This window comes from Clostridium sp. (assembly GCF_018372875.1).
Classification (GTDB): domain Bacteria; phylum Bacillota; class Clostridia; order Clostridiales; family Clostridiaceae; genus Clostridium.
Genome location: NZ_JAHAIF010000066.1, coordinates 1 through 15053, shown reverse-complemented (window position 1 = coordinate 15053; position 15053 = coordinate 1). Strand labels below are relative to the sequence as shown.

At 29.5% G+C, this 15053-nt stretch carries 13 protein-coding genes; 12 read left to right on the top strand and 1 reads right to left on the bottom strand.

The window, feature by feature from the left end; all coding sequences use genetic code 11:
- Positions 1 to 21: 21 nt before the first annotated feature.
- From KIB46_RS14940 to KIB46_RS14915, 6 genes are all read left to right on the top strand, one after another.
- Positions 22 to 888: a CAP domain-containing protein gene (locus tag KIB46_RS14940; protein WP_291672907.1), complete on the top strand. Its 867-nt coding sequence runs from the start codon at positions 22 to 24 to the stop codon at positions 886 to 888.
- Positions 889 to 1025: 137 nt separating this feature from the next.
- Positions 1026 to 1229: a hypothetical protein gene (locus tag KIB46_RS14935; protein ID WP_291672906.1), complete on the top strand. Its 204-nt coding sequence runs from the start codon at positions 1026 to 1028 to the stop codon at positions 1227 to 1229.
- Between the two features lie 562 nt (positions 1230 to 1791).
- The gene (locus KIB46_RS14930; protein WP_291672908.1) at positions 1792 to 3393 is read left to right on the top strand and encodes a Na/Pi cotransporter family protein; all 1602 of its coding nucleotides are present in this window, start codon (positions 1792 to 1794) and stop codon (positions 3391 to 3393) included.
- Positions 3394 to 3493: 100 nt separating this feature from the next.
- The gene (locus KIB46_RS14925) at positions 3494 to 4144 is read left to right on the top strand and encodes an N-acetylmuramoyl-L-alanine amidase (protein ID WP_291672905.1); all 651 of its coding nucleotides are present in this window, start codon (positions 3494 to 3496) and stop codon (positions 4142 to 4144) included.
- Positions 4145 to 4284: 140 nt separating this feature from the next.
- Positions 4285 to 5127 carry a fumarate hydratase gene (locus KIB46_RS14920; protein ID WP_291672904.1) on the top strand — a complete coding sequence of 281 codons (843 nt, stop codon included), beginning with the start codon at positions 4285 to 4287 and terminating at the stop codon, positions 5125 to 5127.
- A gap of 9 nt (positions 5128 to 5136) precedes the next feature.
- Positions 5137 to 5700, top strand: coding sequence for a Fe-S-containing hydro-lyase (locus KIB46_RS14915; protein ID WP_291672903.1), 564 nt, complete (start codon positions 5137 to 5139; stop codon positions 5698 to 5700).
- Positions 5701 to 5715: 15 nt separating this feature from the next.
- On the opposite strand, the gene KIB46_RS14910 is transcribed toward KIB46_RS14915, so the two are convergent.
- On the bottom strand, positions 5716 to 6573 hold the full coding sequence (locus KIB46_RS14910; protein ID WP_156562997.1) for a YitT family protein: 858 nt from the start codon (positions 6571 to 6573) through the stop codon (positions 5716 to 5718).
- A 129-nt stretch (positions 6574 to 6702) separates the two neighbouring features.
- On the opposite strand from KIB46_RS14910, the gene KIB46_RS14905 reads away from it, so the two are divergent.
- The 6 genes from KIB46_RS14905 to ptsP all read left to right on the top strand — a co-directional run bounded on the left by KIB46_RS14905 (position 6703) and on the right by ptsP (position 14796).
- Positions 6703 to 6867, top strand: a complete 165-nt coding sequence (locus tag KIB46_RS14905; protein WP_156563000.1) for a hypothetical protein — start codon at positions 6703 to 6705, stop codon at positions 6865 to 6867.
- Between the two features lie 86 nt (positions 6868 to 6953).
- Positions 6954 to 7643, top strand: a complete 690-nt coding sequence (locus KIB46_RS14900; RefSeq protein ID WP_055185082.1) for a response regulator transcription factor — start codon at positions 6954 to 6956, stop codon at positions 7641 to 7643.
- Positions 7615 to 9438 carry a HAMP domain-containing sensor histidine kinase gene (locus tag KIB46_RS14895; protein ID WP_156563002.1) on the top strand — a complete coding sequence of 608 codons (1824 nt, stop codon included), beginning with the start codon at positions 7615 to 7617 and terminating at the stop codon, positions 9436 to 9438. Before KIB46_RS14900 ends, KIB46_RS14895 begins: the two co-directional genes overlap by 29 nt.
- Before the next feature lie 226 nt (positions 9439 to 9664).
- On the top strand, positions 9665 to 11896 hold the full coding sequence (locus tag KIB46_RS14890) for a ribonucleoside-diphosphate reductase subunit alpha (protein ID WP_291672902.1): 2232 nt from the start codon (positions 9665 to 9667) through the stop codon (positions 11894 to 11896).
- Positions 11897 to 11915: 19 nt separating this feature from the next.
- The gene (locus KIB46_RS14885; protein WP_291672901.1) at positions 11916 to 12950 is read left to right on the top strand and encodes a ribonucleotide-diphosphate reductase subunit beta; all 1035 of its coding nucleotides are present in this window, start codon (positions 11916 to 11918) and stop codon (positions 12948 to 12950) included.
- A 226-nt stretch (positions 12951 to 13176) separates the two neighbouring features.
- Positions 13177 to 14796, top strand: a complete 1620-nt coding sequence (gene ptsP / locus KIB46_RS14880) for a phosphoenolpyruvate--protein phosphotransferase (RefSeq protein ID WP_291672900.1) — start codon at positions 13177 to 13179, stop codon at positions 14794 to 14796.
- Positions 14797 to 15053 lie beyond the last annotated feature (257 nt).

The window sequence follows — 15053 nt, the reverse complement described above, 5'->3', positions numbered from 1 at the left end:
AGATATTTAGGAGGGTTAAACATGAGTAAAATTGTAAGAATGATAAAAAATATGAGTAAGGTACAAAAAATAGTAGCATTAGCAGTTTCTACTGTAGTTATTTGTGGTGCAGTTGTAGGTGGAGTACTTTGGTACAGCTATTATAGTGAAAAATCTCAAATGAAAGTTGAAGCAGAACAAATTATAGCAGACGCTGAAAAAATGGACAGTGAAGAATTAAGTGAGTTCTTAGATAATAATGCAGTAGATGAAGAAACAAGAAAGACTTTAGAAGAAAAGTTAGATGAAAAGTATGCTAAAGAAGATGAAACTGTAGTAACTAAACCATCAGAAGATAAGAAAGAAGAAACCAAACCATCTGAAGAGAAGAAGGAAGAATATTCTAATGGTAATGGTAATAACAATAGTAATTCAAGTAATAAACCACCAAAACCAATAACACCTGAGAAACCCAATAAGCCACAACAACCAAGCAAACCAGACCCACAACCACAAGAGCCACAAAAACCTACAAATCCACCTGTCGAAAAACCACAAAGAACTTGGAAATATATGGACAGTATGAGTAATGAGTTATTTATTTTAATAAATGACTATAGACAACAGAATGGTTTGCATGCCTTAAAATATGATGCAGGAATTCAAGCAAAAGCTAAGGCTAGAGCTGAATTAAATGCTAGTAGAGAAGGTAGTGGTCATGATAATCTTCAAATATCTATAACAACAGGTAGAGACGATACTCCTAGAGAGTTCTTACAACGTTGGATAGATTCACCAAATCATAATAGCAATCTATTAGAAGACCTTTTTACACGTGGTGGTGTGGCAATATATAAGGATTCTAATGACATCTATTATATCGTGGCAGGATTAGATATGGATTTCTAACAACTCAAGTTCTATTAAAAATATATAAAAAGTATTGACCTGGGTTTACATTTATATAATAATTTTTATAAAAAATTTAAAAAAGCTTTTTTTATTTTAACATTAATTAATCTTTTTACAAAAATAGGAGGGTTAAAGTGAGAAAAACAAGTGAAGCACAAAGGAATGCAGATAAAAGATGGAGAGAAAAAAATAGAGAGCATGCAAATTATTTAAAGAACAGGACTAGTGCAAGATGCTTTATCAGAAATAGAGCGACATTAGAAGATATAGAAAAATTAAAATATCTAATGAAAGAGAGAGCAGAAGCATTAAAAAATGAAAATAATAACTTATGTTAAAGAGTAGGATATAATTAACAATCGAACTGACTATACTAATAAGAATGTAGTAGATAAGTATAATTAGTTATTAATTTTTTAAAATTTTATAAGGGAAATAAAAAATTGCTTCATTATATATAGATAAATTTCAAATTATAAATGTAACAAACATACAACTAACAATATAGAGTTAAATGCATAAAAATAGTACATTTTAAATTCTCAAAGAGATAGTATGGAATCTTCACAAGAGAGGTTTTACCTCTCTTTTTTTATTCTTTAGGAAATATAAAATATATGCCCCTGCAAGATTTTCCTCAGGCAAGCTTCGGAAGCTCTAATGAGTAAGTTCTATTTACCAAATTTAAATTTGGAATATCACTTATGTAGATGGGCGAAAAAAATCGACGGCTCCACAGTCGCCTTGGCGATTTTTTTATTGAATAGTATTGGTAAAAAAAGGTTTATTAAATTCATGTTAAAAATATTTATATTATATTAACAAAAGGTAAAAAATAAAGTAAACTAGGTTATGTAATGCTAGAAGAGTTGGAGGAAAAGAACCTTGGAATCAACAATAATGATAATTATGAAATTAATGGGTGGTCTTGGACTATTTATTTATGGTATGAAGCTAATGGGAGATGGGCTAGAAAATGCAGCTGGGGATGGATTAAAAAAGATCCTTGAAAAGGTAACTAGTAACCCAATAAAAGCTGTTCTTGTTGGCGCTATTGTTACTGCTGTAATTCAAAGTAGTAGTGCAACAACAGTAATGGTTGTTGGATTTGTTAATGCAGGTCTAATGAATTTAACACAAGCTACAGGTATAATCATGGGTGCCAATATAGGTACAACAATAACTGCTCAGCTTGTATCATTTAAACTAGATCAGATAGCGCCGTTATTTGTATTTTTAGGAACAATAATGGTTATGTTTGCAAAAGGTAAGAAAAGAAAAGACATTGGGAATATAGTATTAGGTTTTGGTATCTTATTTACTGGAATGGGTATAATGAGTGGTGCAATGAAACCTCTAACTAGTTCACCAGTATTTGAGCAGCTAATAGTAACTATAGGAGATAATTGGTTTATAGGAGTAATTGCAGGTGCCACTATAACAGCAATATTACAAAGTTCATCTGCTACTACAGGTATATTAGTTGCTTTAGCTACAGCTGGCGCTATAAACATACAGGTTGCCTTACCAATAATATTTGGATGTAATATAGGAACATGTATTACTGCTATTATTGCTAGTATAGGTGCTAATAAAACTGCACATAAAGCTGCAGCAATACATCTAATATTTAATATAGTAGGAACAATAATATTCTTACCATTTTTAGGTTTATTAGGTGTAGCGGTAACGAAGATGAGTCCAGATGTTAGCAGACAAATAGCTAATGCACATACAGTATTTAATATTGTAAATACAATGTTATTGCTTCCATTTAGTAAATACTTAATTGTAATAGTTAATAAAATTATTCCTGGTGAAGATGAGGAAGAAAAGGCTGGACCTAAATATATAGATGATAGATTATTAGAAACACCTGTAATAGCAGCAGGACAAGTTATAAAAGAAACTATAAGAATGGCTAATAAGGCTAAAAAGAATTTAGAATTATCTATGGATGCATTCTCTAACCAAGATGAAAAATTAGTTGAAAAGGTATATGAGAATGAAAAGATAATTAATATCTTAGAAGAATCAATAACTACATATTTAGTAAAGCTTGCTAAATGTGAAATGTCAGATAGAGAGAAAGATATTGTTACATCTACTTTCCATGTAATAAATGATATAGAGAGAATTGGAGATCACGCTGAAAATGTAGCTGATTTAGCAGCTCAAAGAATTAATAGAAATTTATCATATAGTTCGGATGCAATGGAAGAATTATATGAGATATATAATTACACAGTAAATGCATTAGAAATATCTATAGAAAGTTATGCTAATAGAGATGTAGAAAAGGCTAGAAGTATAAGAGCTATAGAATCAAGAATAAATTCTTCACAAAAGAAATTTAGAGATAAACATATTAAGAGATTATATGATGGAAAATGTAATGCATATGCAGGTGCAATCTTCTTAGATTTAATAACTAATTTTGAAAGAATTGGAGATCATTCTACCAATATAGCAGAGAGCGTTATTGAAAATTATTCAGCATAGTTTAATCCCCCATAATATATGGGGGATTTTTTCTTTGAATAAATGGACAAATTAATCACATAATAACTTTGTAATAATAAGTTTGAATGGAGGATTCACTATGAAAGTAAGAGGAATAATAGTGGCAGTATTTATAGCATTGTTAATAATAAAAGTACCTGTTATGGCAGAAGAAGTATCAAAAGGCATTGTACTTATAGATGCTGGTCACGGTGGCATTGATGGTGGTGCACAATCAAAAAATGGAACTATTGAAAAAGATATAAATCTTCAAATTAGCAAAAGATTAAAAGAAAAACTTGAAAAAGAAGGATATAAAGTATACATGACTAGGGAAGAAGATAAAGAATTATCTCCTAAAAAGGTAAAAGATCTAGAGGCTAGATGTAAAATGAAGATAGAAACTAAATGTGATGTTTTTATTTCAATACATCAAAATAAGTTTAATAGTGAAAAATGTTTTGGGGCTCAAGTATGGTATGCAAGTAACGAAAAAAGTATGAAGTTAGCAAAGTATGTACAAGATTCCTTAAAAGAAAGAGTGAAAGATAATAATAAGAGATTAGAAAAGCCTGCAAAAGAACAATATAAGATATTAAGGGATAAATATGATGGTGCTTGTTTAATAGTAGAATGTGGTTTCTTATCAAATAATGAAGAAGAACAAAGGTTAAAGAGCGAAAGTCATCAAAATCAAATTGTAGATGGAATAACAATTGGAATAAATAAATATTTTGATGAAATAAAATAAATTTCCGGGGAAATATGTAGAAGAAAGAGGGTGTTTGTATGCATCTTCTTTTTTATTACGAATTATGCCAGTAATTGAAAAGTAAATAAACTATTAGTATAATATGGATGTGTATCGTATTAGAGATAGAGGTGAAGTTTATGAGAGAGATAAATGTAAAAGAAATAGAAAATGTAGTTAAACAATTATGTATTGATGCAAATTATTATATAAGTGATGACATAAAAGATGCTCTAAATAAGTTTAAAGAAGGGGAATCCTTCATGATAGCTGAAGATGTATTAAATAAAATTTTATTAAATGCAGATATAGCTACTAATGAGAAGGTTCCAATATGCCAAGATACTGGAATGGCTTGTGTTTTTGTAGAAGTTGGACAAGACGTTCATTTTGTTGGGGGATTACTTGAAGATGCAATTAATGAAGGGGTAAGAAAAGGGTATGATGAGGGGTTTTTAAGAAAGTCAGTAGTGAAAGACCCTATAGATAGAATAAATACTAAAGATAATACTCCAGCAGTAATATACTATAATCTAGTAAAAGGGGATAAAGTTAAAATTACTTTGGCACCTAAAGGGTTTGGCTCTGAAAACATGAGTAAAATAGCAATGTTAAAACCAGCTGACGGATTAGAAGGGGTAAAAAATTTTATTTTAGATACAGTTAAACAAGCTGGACCTAATCCATGTCCACCTATGGTAATTGGAGTTGGAATTGGTGGCACATTTGACAAAGCAGCATATTTAGCTAAGAAGGCATTAATTAGATCAATAAATGAAAGAAATAAAAATGAATTTTATAAAAATGTTGAAATTGAACTTTTAGAAAAAATTAATGAGTTAGGTATAGGACCACAAGGTTTTGGTGGAAGAACAACAGCAATTGGATTGAATATAGAAACTTACCCTACTCACATAGCAGGATTACCTGTTGCAGTAAATATAAATTGTCATGCTACAAGGCATAAAGAGATAATATTATAGGAGGTAATTATGGAAATAAATTTAAAAACACCATTAACTGAAGAAAAAGCAACAAGCTTAAAGGCAGGAGATACTATATTATTATCAGGTACAATTTATACTGCAAGGGATGCAGCCCATAAAAGATTAATAGAATTAGTAAATATGGGAGAGGAGTTGCCTTTCAATATCAAAGATGAAATAATTTATTATGTTGGACCTACTCCAGCAAAGCCTGGAGAAGTTATTGGTTCAGCAGGACCAACTACTAGTTATAGAATGGATCCGTATGCTCCTATACTTTTAGATTTAGGTCTTAAGGGAATGATAGGAAAAGGCTCAAGAAGTGAAGAGGTAATAAATGCAATTATAAGAAATAAGGGCATTTACTTTGGTGCTATTGGAGGAGCAGGAGCATTAATAGGTAAGAGTATTATTAGTTCAGAAATAATAGCATATAACGATTTAGGTGCAGAAGCTATTAGAAAAATTGAAGTTAAAGATATGCCCTTGGTTGTTATAATAGATACTGAAGGAAACAATTTATATGAAATTGGACAAAAGAAATATTTAGATAGCCAAAAAGCCAGATAAAATATCTGGCTTTTATTATAGGTTTTGGAATCCACGCCCTTTAACTTCAGAAACATCTAAGATACTAATAAAAGCTTTGGGGTCGCATGATAATATTCTGTTTTTTAAGGTAATCATCTGCCTAGAGGTAACTAGACAATATAACATTCTCTTATCTTGATCTGTAAATTCTCCTCTTGCAGGAAGAGTAGTGACTCCCCTATGCATATCAGCCATTATATATTTAATAATTTCTTCTTCTTTTTCAGTTAGTATCATCATTAACTTTTTGCTTGAGAAACCTCTTATAACTTGGTCCAATACAAGACCTTGAATAAACATTGATATTAATGTATATAAAGCTCTAGGAATACCAAATATTATAGCTCCTATAGTTACTATTATTAAATTTATAGCAAAGTTAACTGCCCCTATATTAAAATTAGAATATTTTTTTCTAATTAGCATGGTTATTATATCTGTACCACCAGCAGAGCCATTACGCAAGAAAACAAGTCCATAACCTATTCCACATAAAACCCCTCCATAAATACAGTAAAGAAGCATATCATTTACTTTTATATATGAAGAAAATTGCTTAGTAATTATTAGTGAGGTTGATAAGGAAACCATACCTATGGCAGAATAAATAGTAAAATCTTTACTTAATTTTTTATAACTTAAAATAAAAAGCGGAATATTTAAAATAAAAAGAGTAACACCAGAGGAGATATTCCACATGTATTCTAAAATAAGTGCAATGCCTGTAGCACCACCACTTAATAATTGAGCATGACTCAAAAATAAATTAATACCTAAAGATGCTGTAAAACAACCAATAAAAATAATAATTACATCTAAAATAAAGCTTTTTTTATTTTTTATATTTTCCATGAAAAAACCCCTAAATTAAAAAAATTAATCATTTGATTTATACCCCTTGTCCATTATATATAAAGAAAAAGAGAAATAAAATACTTTACTGTAAAAATTATAGTAAAATTATAAATAGAGGTGATAGTTATGGGTAGAATAAAGTTGCCAGGAAGTAAAGAAAATAAAAAGGTTTTACTTATTATACTAATAATTATTGCTATAATTGTTATAGCAAAATTTAAGATAGATAATAAGCAAACCAATACTTTTCAGTTTAAAAATAATGAATATAGTATAGAAGAAGGAAAGTAATAAAAACTTAATAAAGGATTATTAAAGATATGATTTAATAAGAATAGGATATAATTTAAATATATAAGTTTAAGGGGGGAATTCATGTGTATAATGTTTTGGTAGTAGATGATGAAAAAGAAATTAGAGATGCCATTGAAATATATCTTAGAGGAGAAAAGTTAAATGTAATAAAGGCTGAAGATGGTTTAGAGGCTTTAGATATATTAGAGGGCAAACAGATACATTTAATTATATTAGATGTAATGATGCCTAAATTAGATGGAATAAAGACATGCTTAAAAATTAGGGAAAGTAAGAATATTCCTATAATAATGTTATCAGCAAAAGGAGAAGATTCTGATAAAATTTTAGGATTAAATGTAGGTGCTGATGATTACATAACAAAGCCATTTAACAATTTAGAGTTAGTAGCGAGAGTTAAGTCTCAATTAAGAAGATATGAGAAACCATTGAGTATAGAAGAAAGTTCAGTTATAAAGGTAAAGGACTTAGAAATAGATACTTTACTTAAGAAAATAACTGTAAGAGGAGAAGAGATAAAAGCTACAGCAACAGAATATAAAATATTACTTTTATTGGCTTCAAATTTAGGTCGTGTTTTCTCAATAAAAGAAATATATGAAAAGGTTTGGGAAGAACCATTTTATAAAAGTGAAAATACAGTCACTGTTCATATAAGAAGAATAAGAGAGAAAATAGAATTAAATACAAAAGAGCCTGAGTATATTAAGGTGGTGTGGGGTATTGGCTACAAAATTGAAAAAGAAAATTAAGAGCTATTTTAACCATATATGGATGATTGAGATATTAATAGTAGCACTTACTTGTATCTTTTTTGGTGTTGAAATATATAAAGATGTATTTACTAGGTATTATTCAAAGAATTTAGCATCTATGCAAGCAACTTTAAATCCTAAGGGATTTTATAAGCAGACATTTTTGGATGAAGTAAAGGGACTTCAAAAGTATATTTATAATAATACATCTGGGTTAGAAGAATTATATTACAATGATAAAAATAGAGAAGAAATTCTAAAAGCATACTTTATTAATAATTCATATGAAGGTAGCGATATAGATTCAAGTGATAGTAAGTTATATTTCATTATACGAGATAAGAGAGATAATTCTATTATAACGAATGATTTTAGTGAGGTATTAAGTGTAAGGGATGGATTAACAGAGCATGATATACAGGATTATTTATATAGTAAGTATAAAGGACGTGAAATGCTTAAGATAAGTGATAACGAGAATATTTCCGAAGAGAACTTAGTATATAATAGTGGTGTATTATCAAATTTTCAGGAATATTACTATTCAGATATAAGTAGATATACAAACATTAATAATTTAAAGATTGCTATTTTAAACTTTATAATTATTTTTATTGCTATATTCATGTTTATAAAAATAATATTTGTATTTATAAGAAGTAGGGGTAAAGTTGAATTAAGAGGGAATTTTATAAAAAGTGTAATATTTGTACTTAAGTATGGATTTACTTATAAGGAAACTAGAAGGACGTTAATGATAACTTTTAGCAGCCTATCACTATTTTTTATAGTATATTTATACTTATTAGCAGTAAATGGTGGATACGAGAATAATATATTAGCTAAGTTTTTTTTTATGTATCCATTTAAGGGGAGTTTCTTGATAATGTTATTGCCTATGATAGGAATAATATATTCATTAAAGAAATCTATTGAAATAATTAAGGTGAATGAAGCTGTTAAAAAGTCTAACGATGGCAATATAAACTATGAAATTAAAGAGCAATGTAGTCCAGAGGTTAGAGAATTGCTTAATAACATAAGTAAAATAAAAGAAGGATATAGTATTGCAGTAGAAGATGCATTGAAAAATGAAAAATTAAAAACAGAGCTTATTTCTAATGTATCCCATGATTTAAGAACACCATTGACCTCCATAATAAATTACGTAAATATTTTAAGACAAGATATAGCTAAAGATGAGCAGGAAGATTATCTAGCTATTGTTGAAAAGAAAGCTAGGAAGCTGAAGGTTTTAATTGATGATTTATTTGAGATGTCTAAGATTAATAGTGGAAAGATGGAATTGTTTAAGGACAATATTGATATAGTTTCCCTTATTCATCAAACAATAGGTGAATATTATTATATATATGAAAGCAAAAATATAGAATTTAAGGTTGATAGCTATAGAGAAGAGGTATATATTGACCTTGATGGAAAGTTGATTTCACGAGCAATAGAGAATATCATAATAAATGCTATGAAGTATTCATTAGAGGGGACTAGAGTATATGTAGATATTATAGAAAAGGAAGGATATATTGTTCTTTCTTTTAAGAATATATCTAATTATGAAATGAATTTTGACAATAAGGAGATATTTGAAAGATTTGCGAGAGGAGATTCTTCTAGAAATTCTAGAATAGAGGGGTCAGGACTAGGATTAGCTATAACTAAAAGTATAATTGAATTACATGATGGAAAAGTACATATAGCAAGAGAGGGAGATATGTTTAAAATATTCATATATCTACCTTTTAATAAAGAGAATAAAGTAGATCTAGGATAAGCCTAGGTCTATTGTTACTCCCTTAAATAATAAAATTTATCTGTTAATAACTGTTACAGATAAGTGGAGTAATATGGAGTAAAAATAATAAAAAGATATAATTTTTAACTACAAAAGGAGTATATAGAATTTTACATAGTTATTCATAAAAATTATAATGTACTATATATTGTATCGAAATAAGTGAATGATAAAAAATAATACTATATATAGTGGAGGAATTAAGGTGGAAAAGATAGAGAAATTATGTAGAGAGGGACTCTTAGCAATTAAAGATGATGAGGGAATATATACACTAGATAGGCTTAAAGAAGCTTTAGAACATATTATAACACCTAAGATGAATGATAAACAGCTTATGGAATGTATTATTCAAGTATCCTTAGAGTTAACTACGGAGATGGAACCAAAGTGGCAATATGTTTCAGCTAGATTATATACTCTTAAGCTTTATGATGAGGTGAAAAAAATACGGGGATTAGAAAGTGAGTCTAGATTATATTCAGGCTTGTATAAATTTATTGAGGAGTTAACTGAAGAAGGCTTATATGGAAAATATATATTGGAAAGTTATACAGAAGAGGAAGTTAAAGAATTAGAGAGTGTAATAAAACCTGAAAGAGATTTTTTATTTACCTATAGTGGAATAAGTTTATTAAGTAAGAGATATCTTGTTCATAACTATGATAGGGAGGTTGTTGAGTTACCTCAACAAATGTTTATGGGAATTGCTATGCACTTAGCTATTCCCGAAAAGAAAGAGAGTAGGGTTAGCTGGGCTAAAAGATTTTATGATGTATTAAGTTCGTTAAAAGCAACTATGGCAACTCCAACTATGTCAAATGCAAGAAAACCTTTCTATCAATTAAGTTCATGTTTTATTGATACTGTTGATGATAGCTTGAAGGGGATATATAAATCCCTTGATAATTTTGCAGAAGTATCAAAGTTTGGTGGTGGAATGGGTATCTATATAGGTAAGGTAAGAGCGTTAGGTTCTGCTATAAGAGGATTTAAGGGAGCGTCAGGAGGAATAATACCTTGGATAAAGCTATTTAATGATACGGCTATAGCAGTGGATCAACTAGGAGTTAGAAATGGCTCAGTAGCTATTTGGTTAGATGCATGGCATAAGGATTTACCTGAATTTCTTCAATTAAGAACAAATAATGGTGATGATAGAAAGAAAGCACATGATATTTTTCCAGGACTATGTTATCCAGAATTATTTTGGAGATTAGCAGAAAATGATATTGATGCTAATTGGTATATGATGTGTCCACATGAAATAAGAATTGTAAAAGGATATTCATTAGAGGATTTCTATGGGGAAGAGTGGGAAGAAAGATATTATGATTGTGTTAATGATTATAGAATAGAAAAGAGAGTAATGTCTGTAAAAGATATAGTAAGGTTAATAATTAAGAGTGCGGCAGAAACAGGAACACCATTTGCATTTTATAGAGATACTGTAAATAGGATGAATCCTAACAAACATAAGGGGATGATATATTCATCTAATTTATGCACAGAAATAATGCAAAATATGAGTCCTATGGAAATAAGAAAATCAGAGATAGTTGATGAAAATGGAGATGAAATTGTTGTAGAAAGAACTAAGTCAGGAGATTTTGTAGTGTGCAATTTATCTTCTATAGTTCTAGGAAATGTAGATGTACTTAATGATAAGGAACTAGATTATGTAATAGAAACTCAAATTAGAGCAATGGACAATGTTATAGATTTAAATTATTATTCTGTACCTTTTGCTGATATTACTAATAAAAAGTATAGAGCTATAGGATTAGGAACAAGTGGATATCATCATATGCTTGTAAATAATAGAATTCATTGGACATCAGATGAACATTTAGATTTTGCTGATAAGGTATATGAGAAAATAAATTATTATGCAATTAAGGCAAGTATGAAGATAGCTAAAGAGAAGGGAAGATATTCAGAATTTGAAGGTTCAGATTGGCAAAACGGAGATTATTTTGCCTTAAGAAGATATGATTCTGATGAATGGAATTCATTAAAAGAAGAGATTAATAAGTATGGGATAAGAAATGGATATATTATGGCAGTAGCTCCAAATGGTTCTACAGCTACAATCGCTGGTACAAGTGAAGGCGTAGACCCTATAATGTCTAGATTCTTTTTAGAAGAGAAGAAGGGAAGCATAGTGCCTAAAACTGCACCACAGTTATGTGATGATAACTATTGGTACTATAATTCTGCTTATAATATGGATCAAGAATGGTGCGTTAAAATAAATGGAATAAGGCAAAGACATATAGATCAAGGACAATCGTTCAATTTATATGTAACAACAAATTATACAATGAGGGGTATAATGAATCTTTATGTTGAAGCTAATAAATGTGGAGTTAAGTCAATTTACTATGTAAGAAGTAAATCCTTAACAGTAAGTGATTGTGAAAGTTGTTCAGCATAAAAAATAGAAGGTGAAAGTTATGGAGATAAATAGAAAACCGTTGTTTAATGAATTTGGGGATATTGAAGTTGGTAAAAAGAGAATGATTAATGGTAATACCACAAATTTAAATGATTTTAATAATATGAAGTATGGGTGGGTTAGTGATTGGTATAGGCAGGCTATGAACAATTTTTGGATACCAGAAGAAATTAACTTATCACAGGATTTGAAAGATTATTTCAAATTGAATGAGGCAGAGAGAAGTGCATACGATAAAATATTATCATTTTTAATATTTTTAGATTCAATTCAAACTGCAAATTTGAGTAATATATCAAACTATGTTACAGCGAGTGAAGTTAATCTATGTTTGACAATTCAAGCATTTCAAGAAGCTGTTCATTCACAAAGCTATAGTTATATGTTAGATACAATATGTTCTCCTGAGAAGAGAAATGAAATATTGTATCAGTGGAAGGATGATAAAATACTATTAGAAAGAAACAAATTTATAGGGGAGCTATATAATAAATTTTTAAGAGAGCCTAATAAATATAATTTAGTAAAGACAATTATGGCTAATTATATATTAGAAGGTATATACTTCTACTCTGGATTTATGTTCTTTTATAATTTAGAGAGAAATGGTAAGATGCCAGGATCTGCACAGGAAATTAGATATATAAATAGAGATGAGAATACTCATTTGTGGCTATTTAGAAATATAATTAAAGAACTTCATAAAGAAGAACCAGAACTATTTAATGATGATTTAAAAAAAGAATTAGTAGATATGATGAAAAGTGGTGTTAAAAATGAGATTGCTTGGGGACATTATGTAATAGGTGATAATATACAAGGAATAAATAAAAAATTGATAGAAGATTATATTAAGTATTTGGGGAATTTAAGATTAAACGCCATAGGATTACCTAAAATATATGATGGAAATGACAAAAATCCTGCGTCGTGGGTGGATATATTAGCAGATGCCAATTCGGTTAAAACAGACTTTTTTGAAGCAAAATCCACAGCATATGCGAAAGCTGCCACTCTGATAGATGACTTATAAAGGTTGCTATTAGAATAAAATTTAATTGTATTAAAAGTTTTAATATAAAATGTTAAAAAAGAAAGAAATTAAATAATAGGTGTTAACATGTTTTGAAAATATGTTATAATAAATAATAGTTGCATTTATAATGTAAAAGGTTTACTATAGGGTATTAATTTATTTAAATAAGAGTTTTGAGAAGGTTAAATTAGTGGAATATATAGTTTGAGGAGGATCATTAATTATGAAAAAAGGTATTGCTGCTTCAAAAGGTTATGCAATAGGAACTGTATTTTTACAAGAACATGAAGAAATAGTTATAACAGATCAAAAAGTTACAGATGTGGCTGCTGAAAAAGAAGCTTTACAAAAATCTTTAGATGCTTCAAGAGCTCAATTAGAAAAGATTAAAGAAAAAGCTGCTGCAGAAATGGGAGAAGAAAAGGCTGCTGTATTTGAGGCTCATATAACATTATTAGATGACCCAGAGTTCACAGGGGCTATGGCAATGGAGATTGATTCAAATAGTATAAATGCTATGAAAGCTGTAGACAATGTTACTAATATGTTTGTATCAATATTTGAATCAATGGAAGATGCATATATGAGAGAAAGAGCTGCTGATATTAAAGATGTATCTAAGAGAATAATTGCTAACTTAGCTGGTAAGAGTGCAGATGCGTTTGCTATAACTGAAGCTAATACTGTAGTAGTTGCTCATGATTTAACTCCATCAGACACTGCTCAATTAGATAGAAGTAAGGTTGTTGGTTTCATTACAAACATAGGTGGAAGAACTTCTCATGCTGCTATTATGGCAAGAACATTAGAAATTCCAGCAGTTTTAGGACTAGGAGATATTACTTCAGCGGTTAAAGCTGGAGATAAGATAATAGTAGATGGTATTACAGGTGATGTAATAATAAATCCATCAGAAGATGTAATTGCTGAATACGAAGCTAAGAAAGAAAAGTTCAAAGCAGAACAAGAAGAATTAAAGAAATTAATAGATGTTAAGACTACTACTAAGTCAGGTAAGAGAGTAGAAGTTTGTGGAAATATAGGTCAACCAGAAGATGTTCTAGGTGTTATTGCTAATGGTGGAGACGGTGTTGGTCTATTCAGAACAGAGTTCTTATATATGGATAGAGACAATGCTCCAACAGAAGAAGAACAATATGAAAGCTACAAGTTTGTTCTTGAAAAAATGGAAGGTAAGCAAGTTGTTATCAGAACATTAGATATCGGTGGAGATAAAACTTTACCATACTTACCATTACCAGAAGAAATGAACCCATTCTTAGGATACAGAGCAATAAGACTTTGCTTAGATAGAAAAGAAATATTCAAGGTTCAATTAAGAGCATTATTAAGAGCTTCTGTTTACGGAAACTTATGTGTAATGTTCCCAATGATTTCTGGATTAGAAGAATTCCAAAATGCTAAGGCTGTTGTTGAAGAATGTAAAGCTGAATTAAGAGCAGAAGGAAAAGAATACTCAGATTCAATCCAATGGGGTATCATGGTTGAAATTCCAGCTGCAGCAGTATATGCTGACGAATTAGCTAAGCATGTTGATTTCTTCTCAATAGGAACAAATGATTTAATACAATACACATTAGCTGCTGACAGAATGAGTGAAAAGGTATCGTACCTATACAACCCAATGCATCCAGCAGTATTAAGATTAATAAAGATGACTATTGATGGTGCTCATAAGCATGGTAAGTGGGTAGGAATGTGTGGAGAAATGGCAGGAGATGAAGCTGCTATCCCAACATTGGTAGAATATGGATTAGATGAGTTCTCAATGAGTGCTACATCAATTTTAAATGCTAAAAAGATAATATTAGATCAAGAATAATATAAAAACACTCGCATATGGCGAGTGTTTTTTTGCAAAGTTATTCTACAGTTGATAAAATAGAAAATGCTTAGGATTCATATTGAATATATGAAAAAGAAGGTTATAGGAATATTAAGCTTTAGAATAAAGGTGTTGCCGAATAGCAACACCTTTTATTTTATTCTTTAGGAAATTATATCTATTATTAAATTGTGGATAACTTCAACAATTTAGCGATATATTAGTTCATTTCTTCCTAAAGAATAAAAAATAAA

Excerpts from the sequence above, each read along its gene's own strand:
- KIB46_RS14940 (WP_291672907.1), top strand. The coding sequence starts at position 22 with ATGAGTAAAATTGTAAGAATGATAAAAAATATGAGTAAGGTACAAAAA.
- KIB46_RS14930 (WP_291672908.1), top strand. The coding sequence starts at position 1,792 with ATGATAATTATGAAATTAATGGGTGGTCTTGGACTATTTATTTATGGT.
- KIB46_RS14925 (WP_291672905.1), top strand. The coding sequence starts at position 3,494 with ATGAAAGTAAGAGGAATAATAGTGGCAGTATTTATAGCATTGTTAATA.
- KIB46_RS14920 (WP_291672904.1), top strand. The coding sequence starts at position 4,285 with ATGAGAGAGATAAATGTAAAAGAAATAGAAAATGTAGTTAAACAATTA.
- KIB46_RS14915 (WP_291672903.1), top strand. The coding sequence starts at position 5,137 with ATGGAAATAAATTTAAAAACACCATTAACTGAAGAAAAAGCAACAAGC.
- KIB46_RS14910 (WP_156562997.1), bottom strand. The coding sequence starts at position 6,573 with ATGGAAAATATAAAAAATAAAAAAAGCTTTATTTTAGATGTAATTATT.
- KIB46_RS14905 (WP_156563000.1), top strand. The coding sequence starts at position 6,703 with ATGGGTAGAATAAAGTTGCCAGGAAGTAAAGAAAATAAAAAGGTTTTA.
- KIB46_RS14885 (WP_291672901.1), top strand. The coding sequence starts at position 11,916 with ATGGAGATAAATAGAAAACCGTTGTTTAATGAATTTGGGGATATTGAA.
- ptsP (WP_291672900.1), top strand. The coding sequence starts at position 13,177 with ATGAAAAAAGGTATTGCTGCTTCAAAAGGTTATGCAATAGGAACTGTA.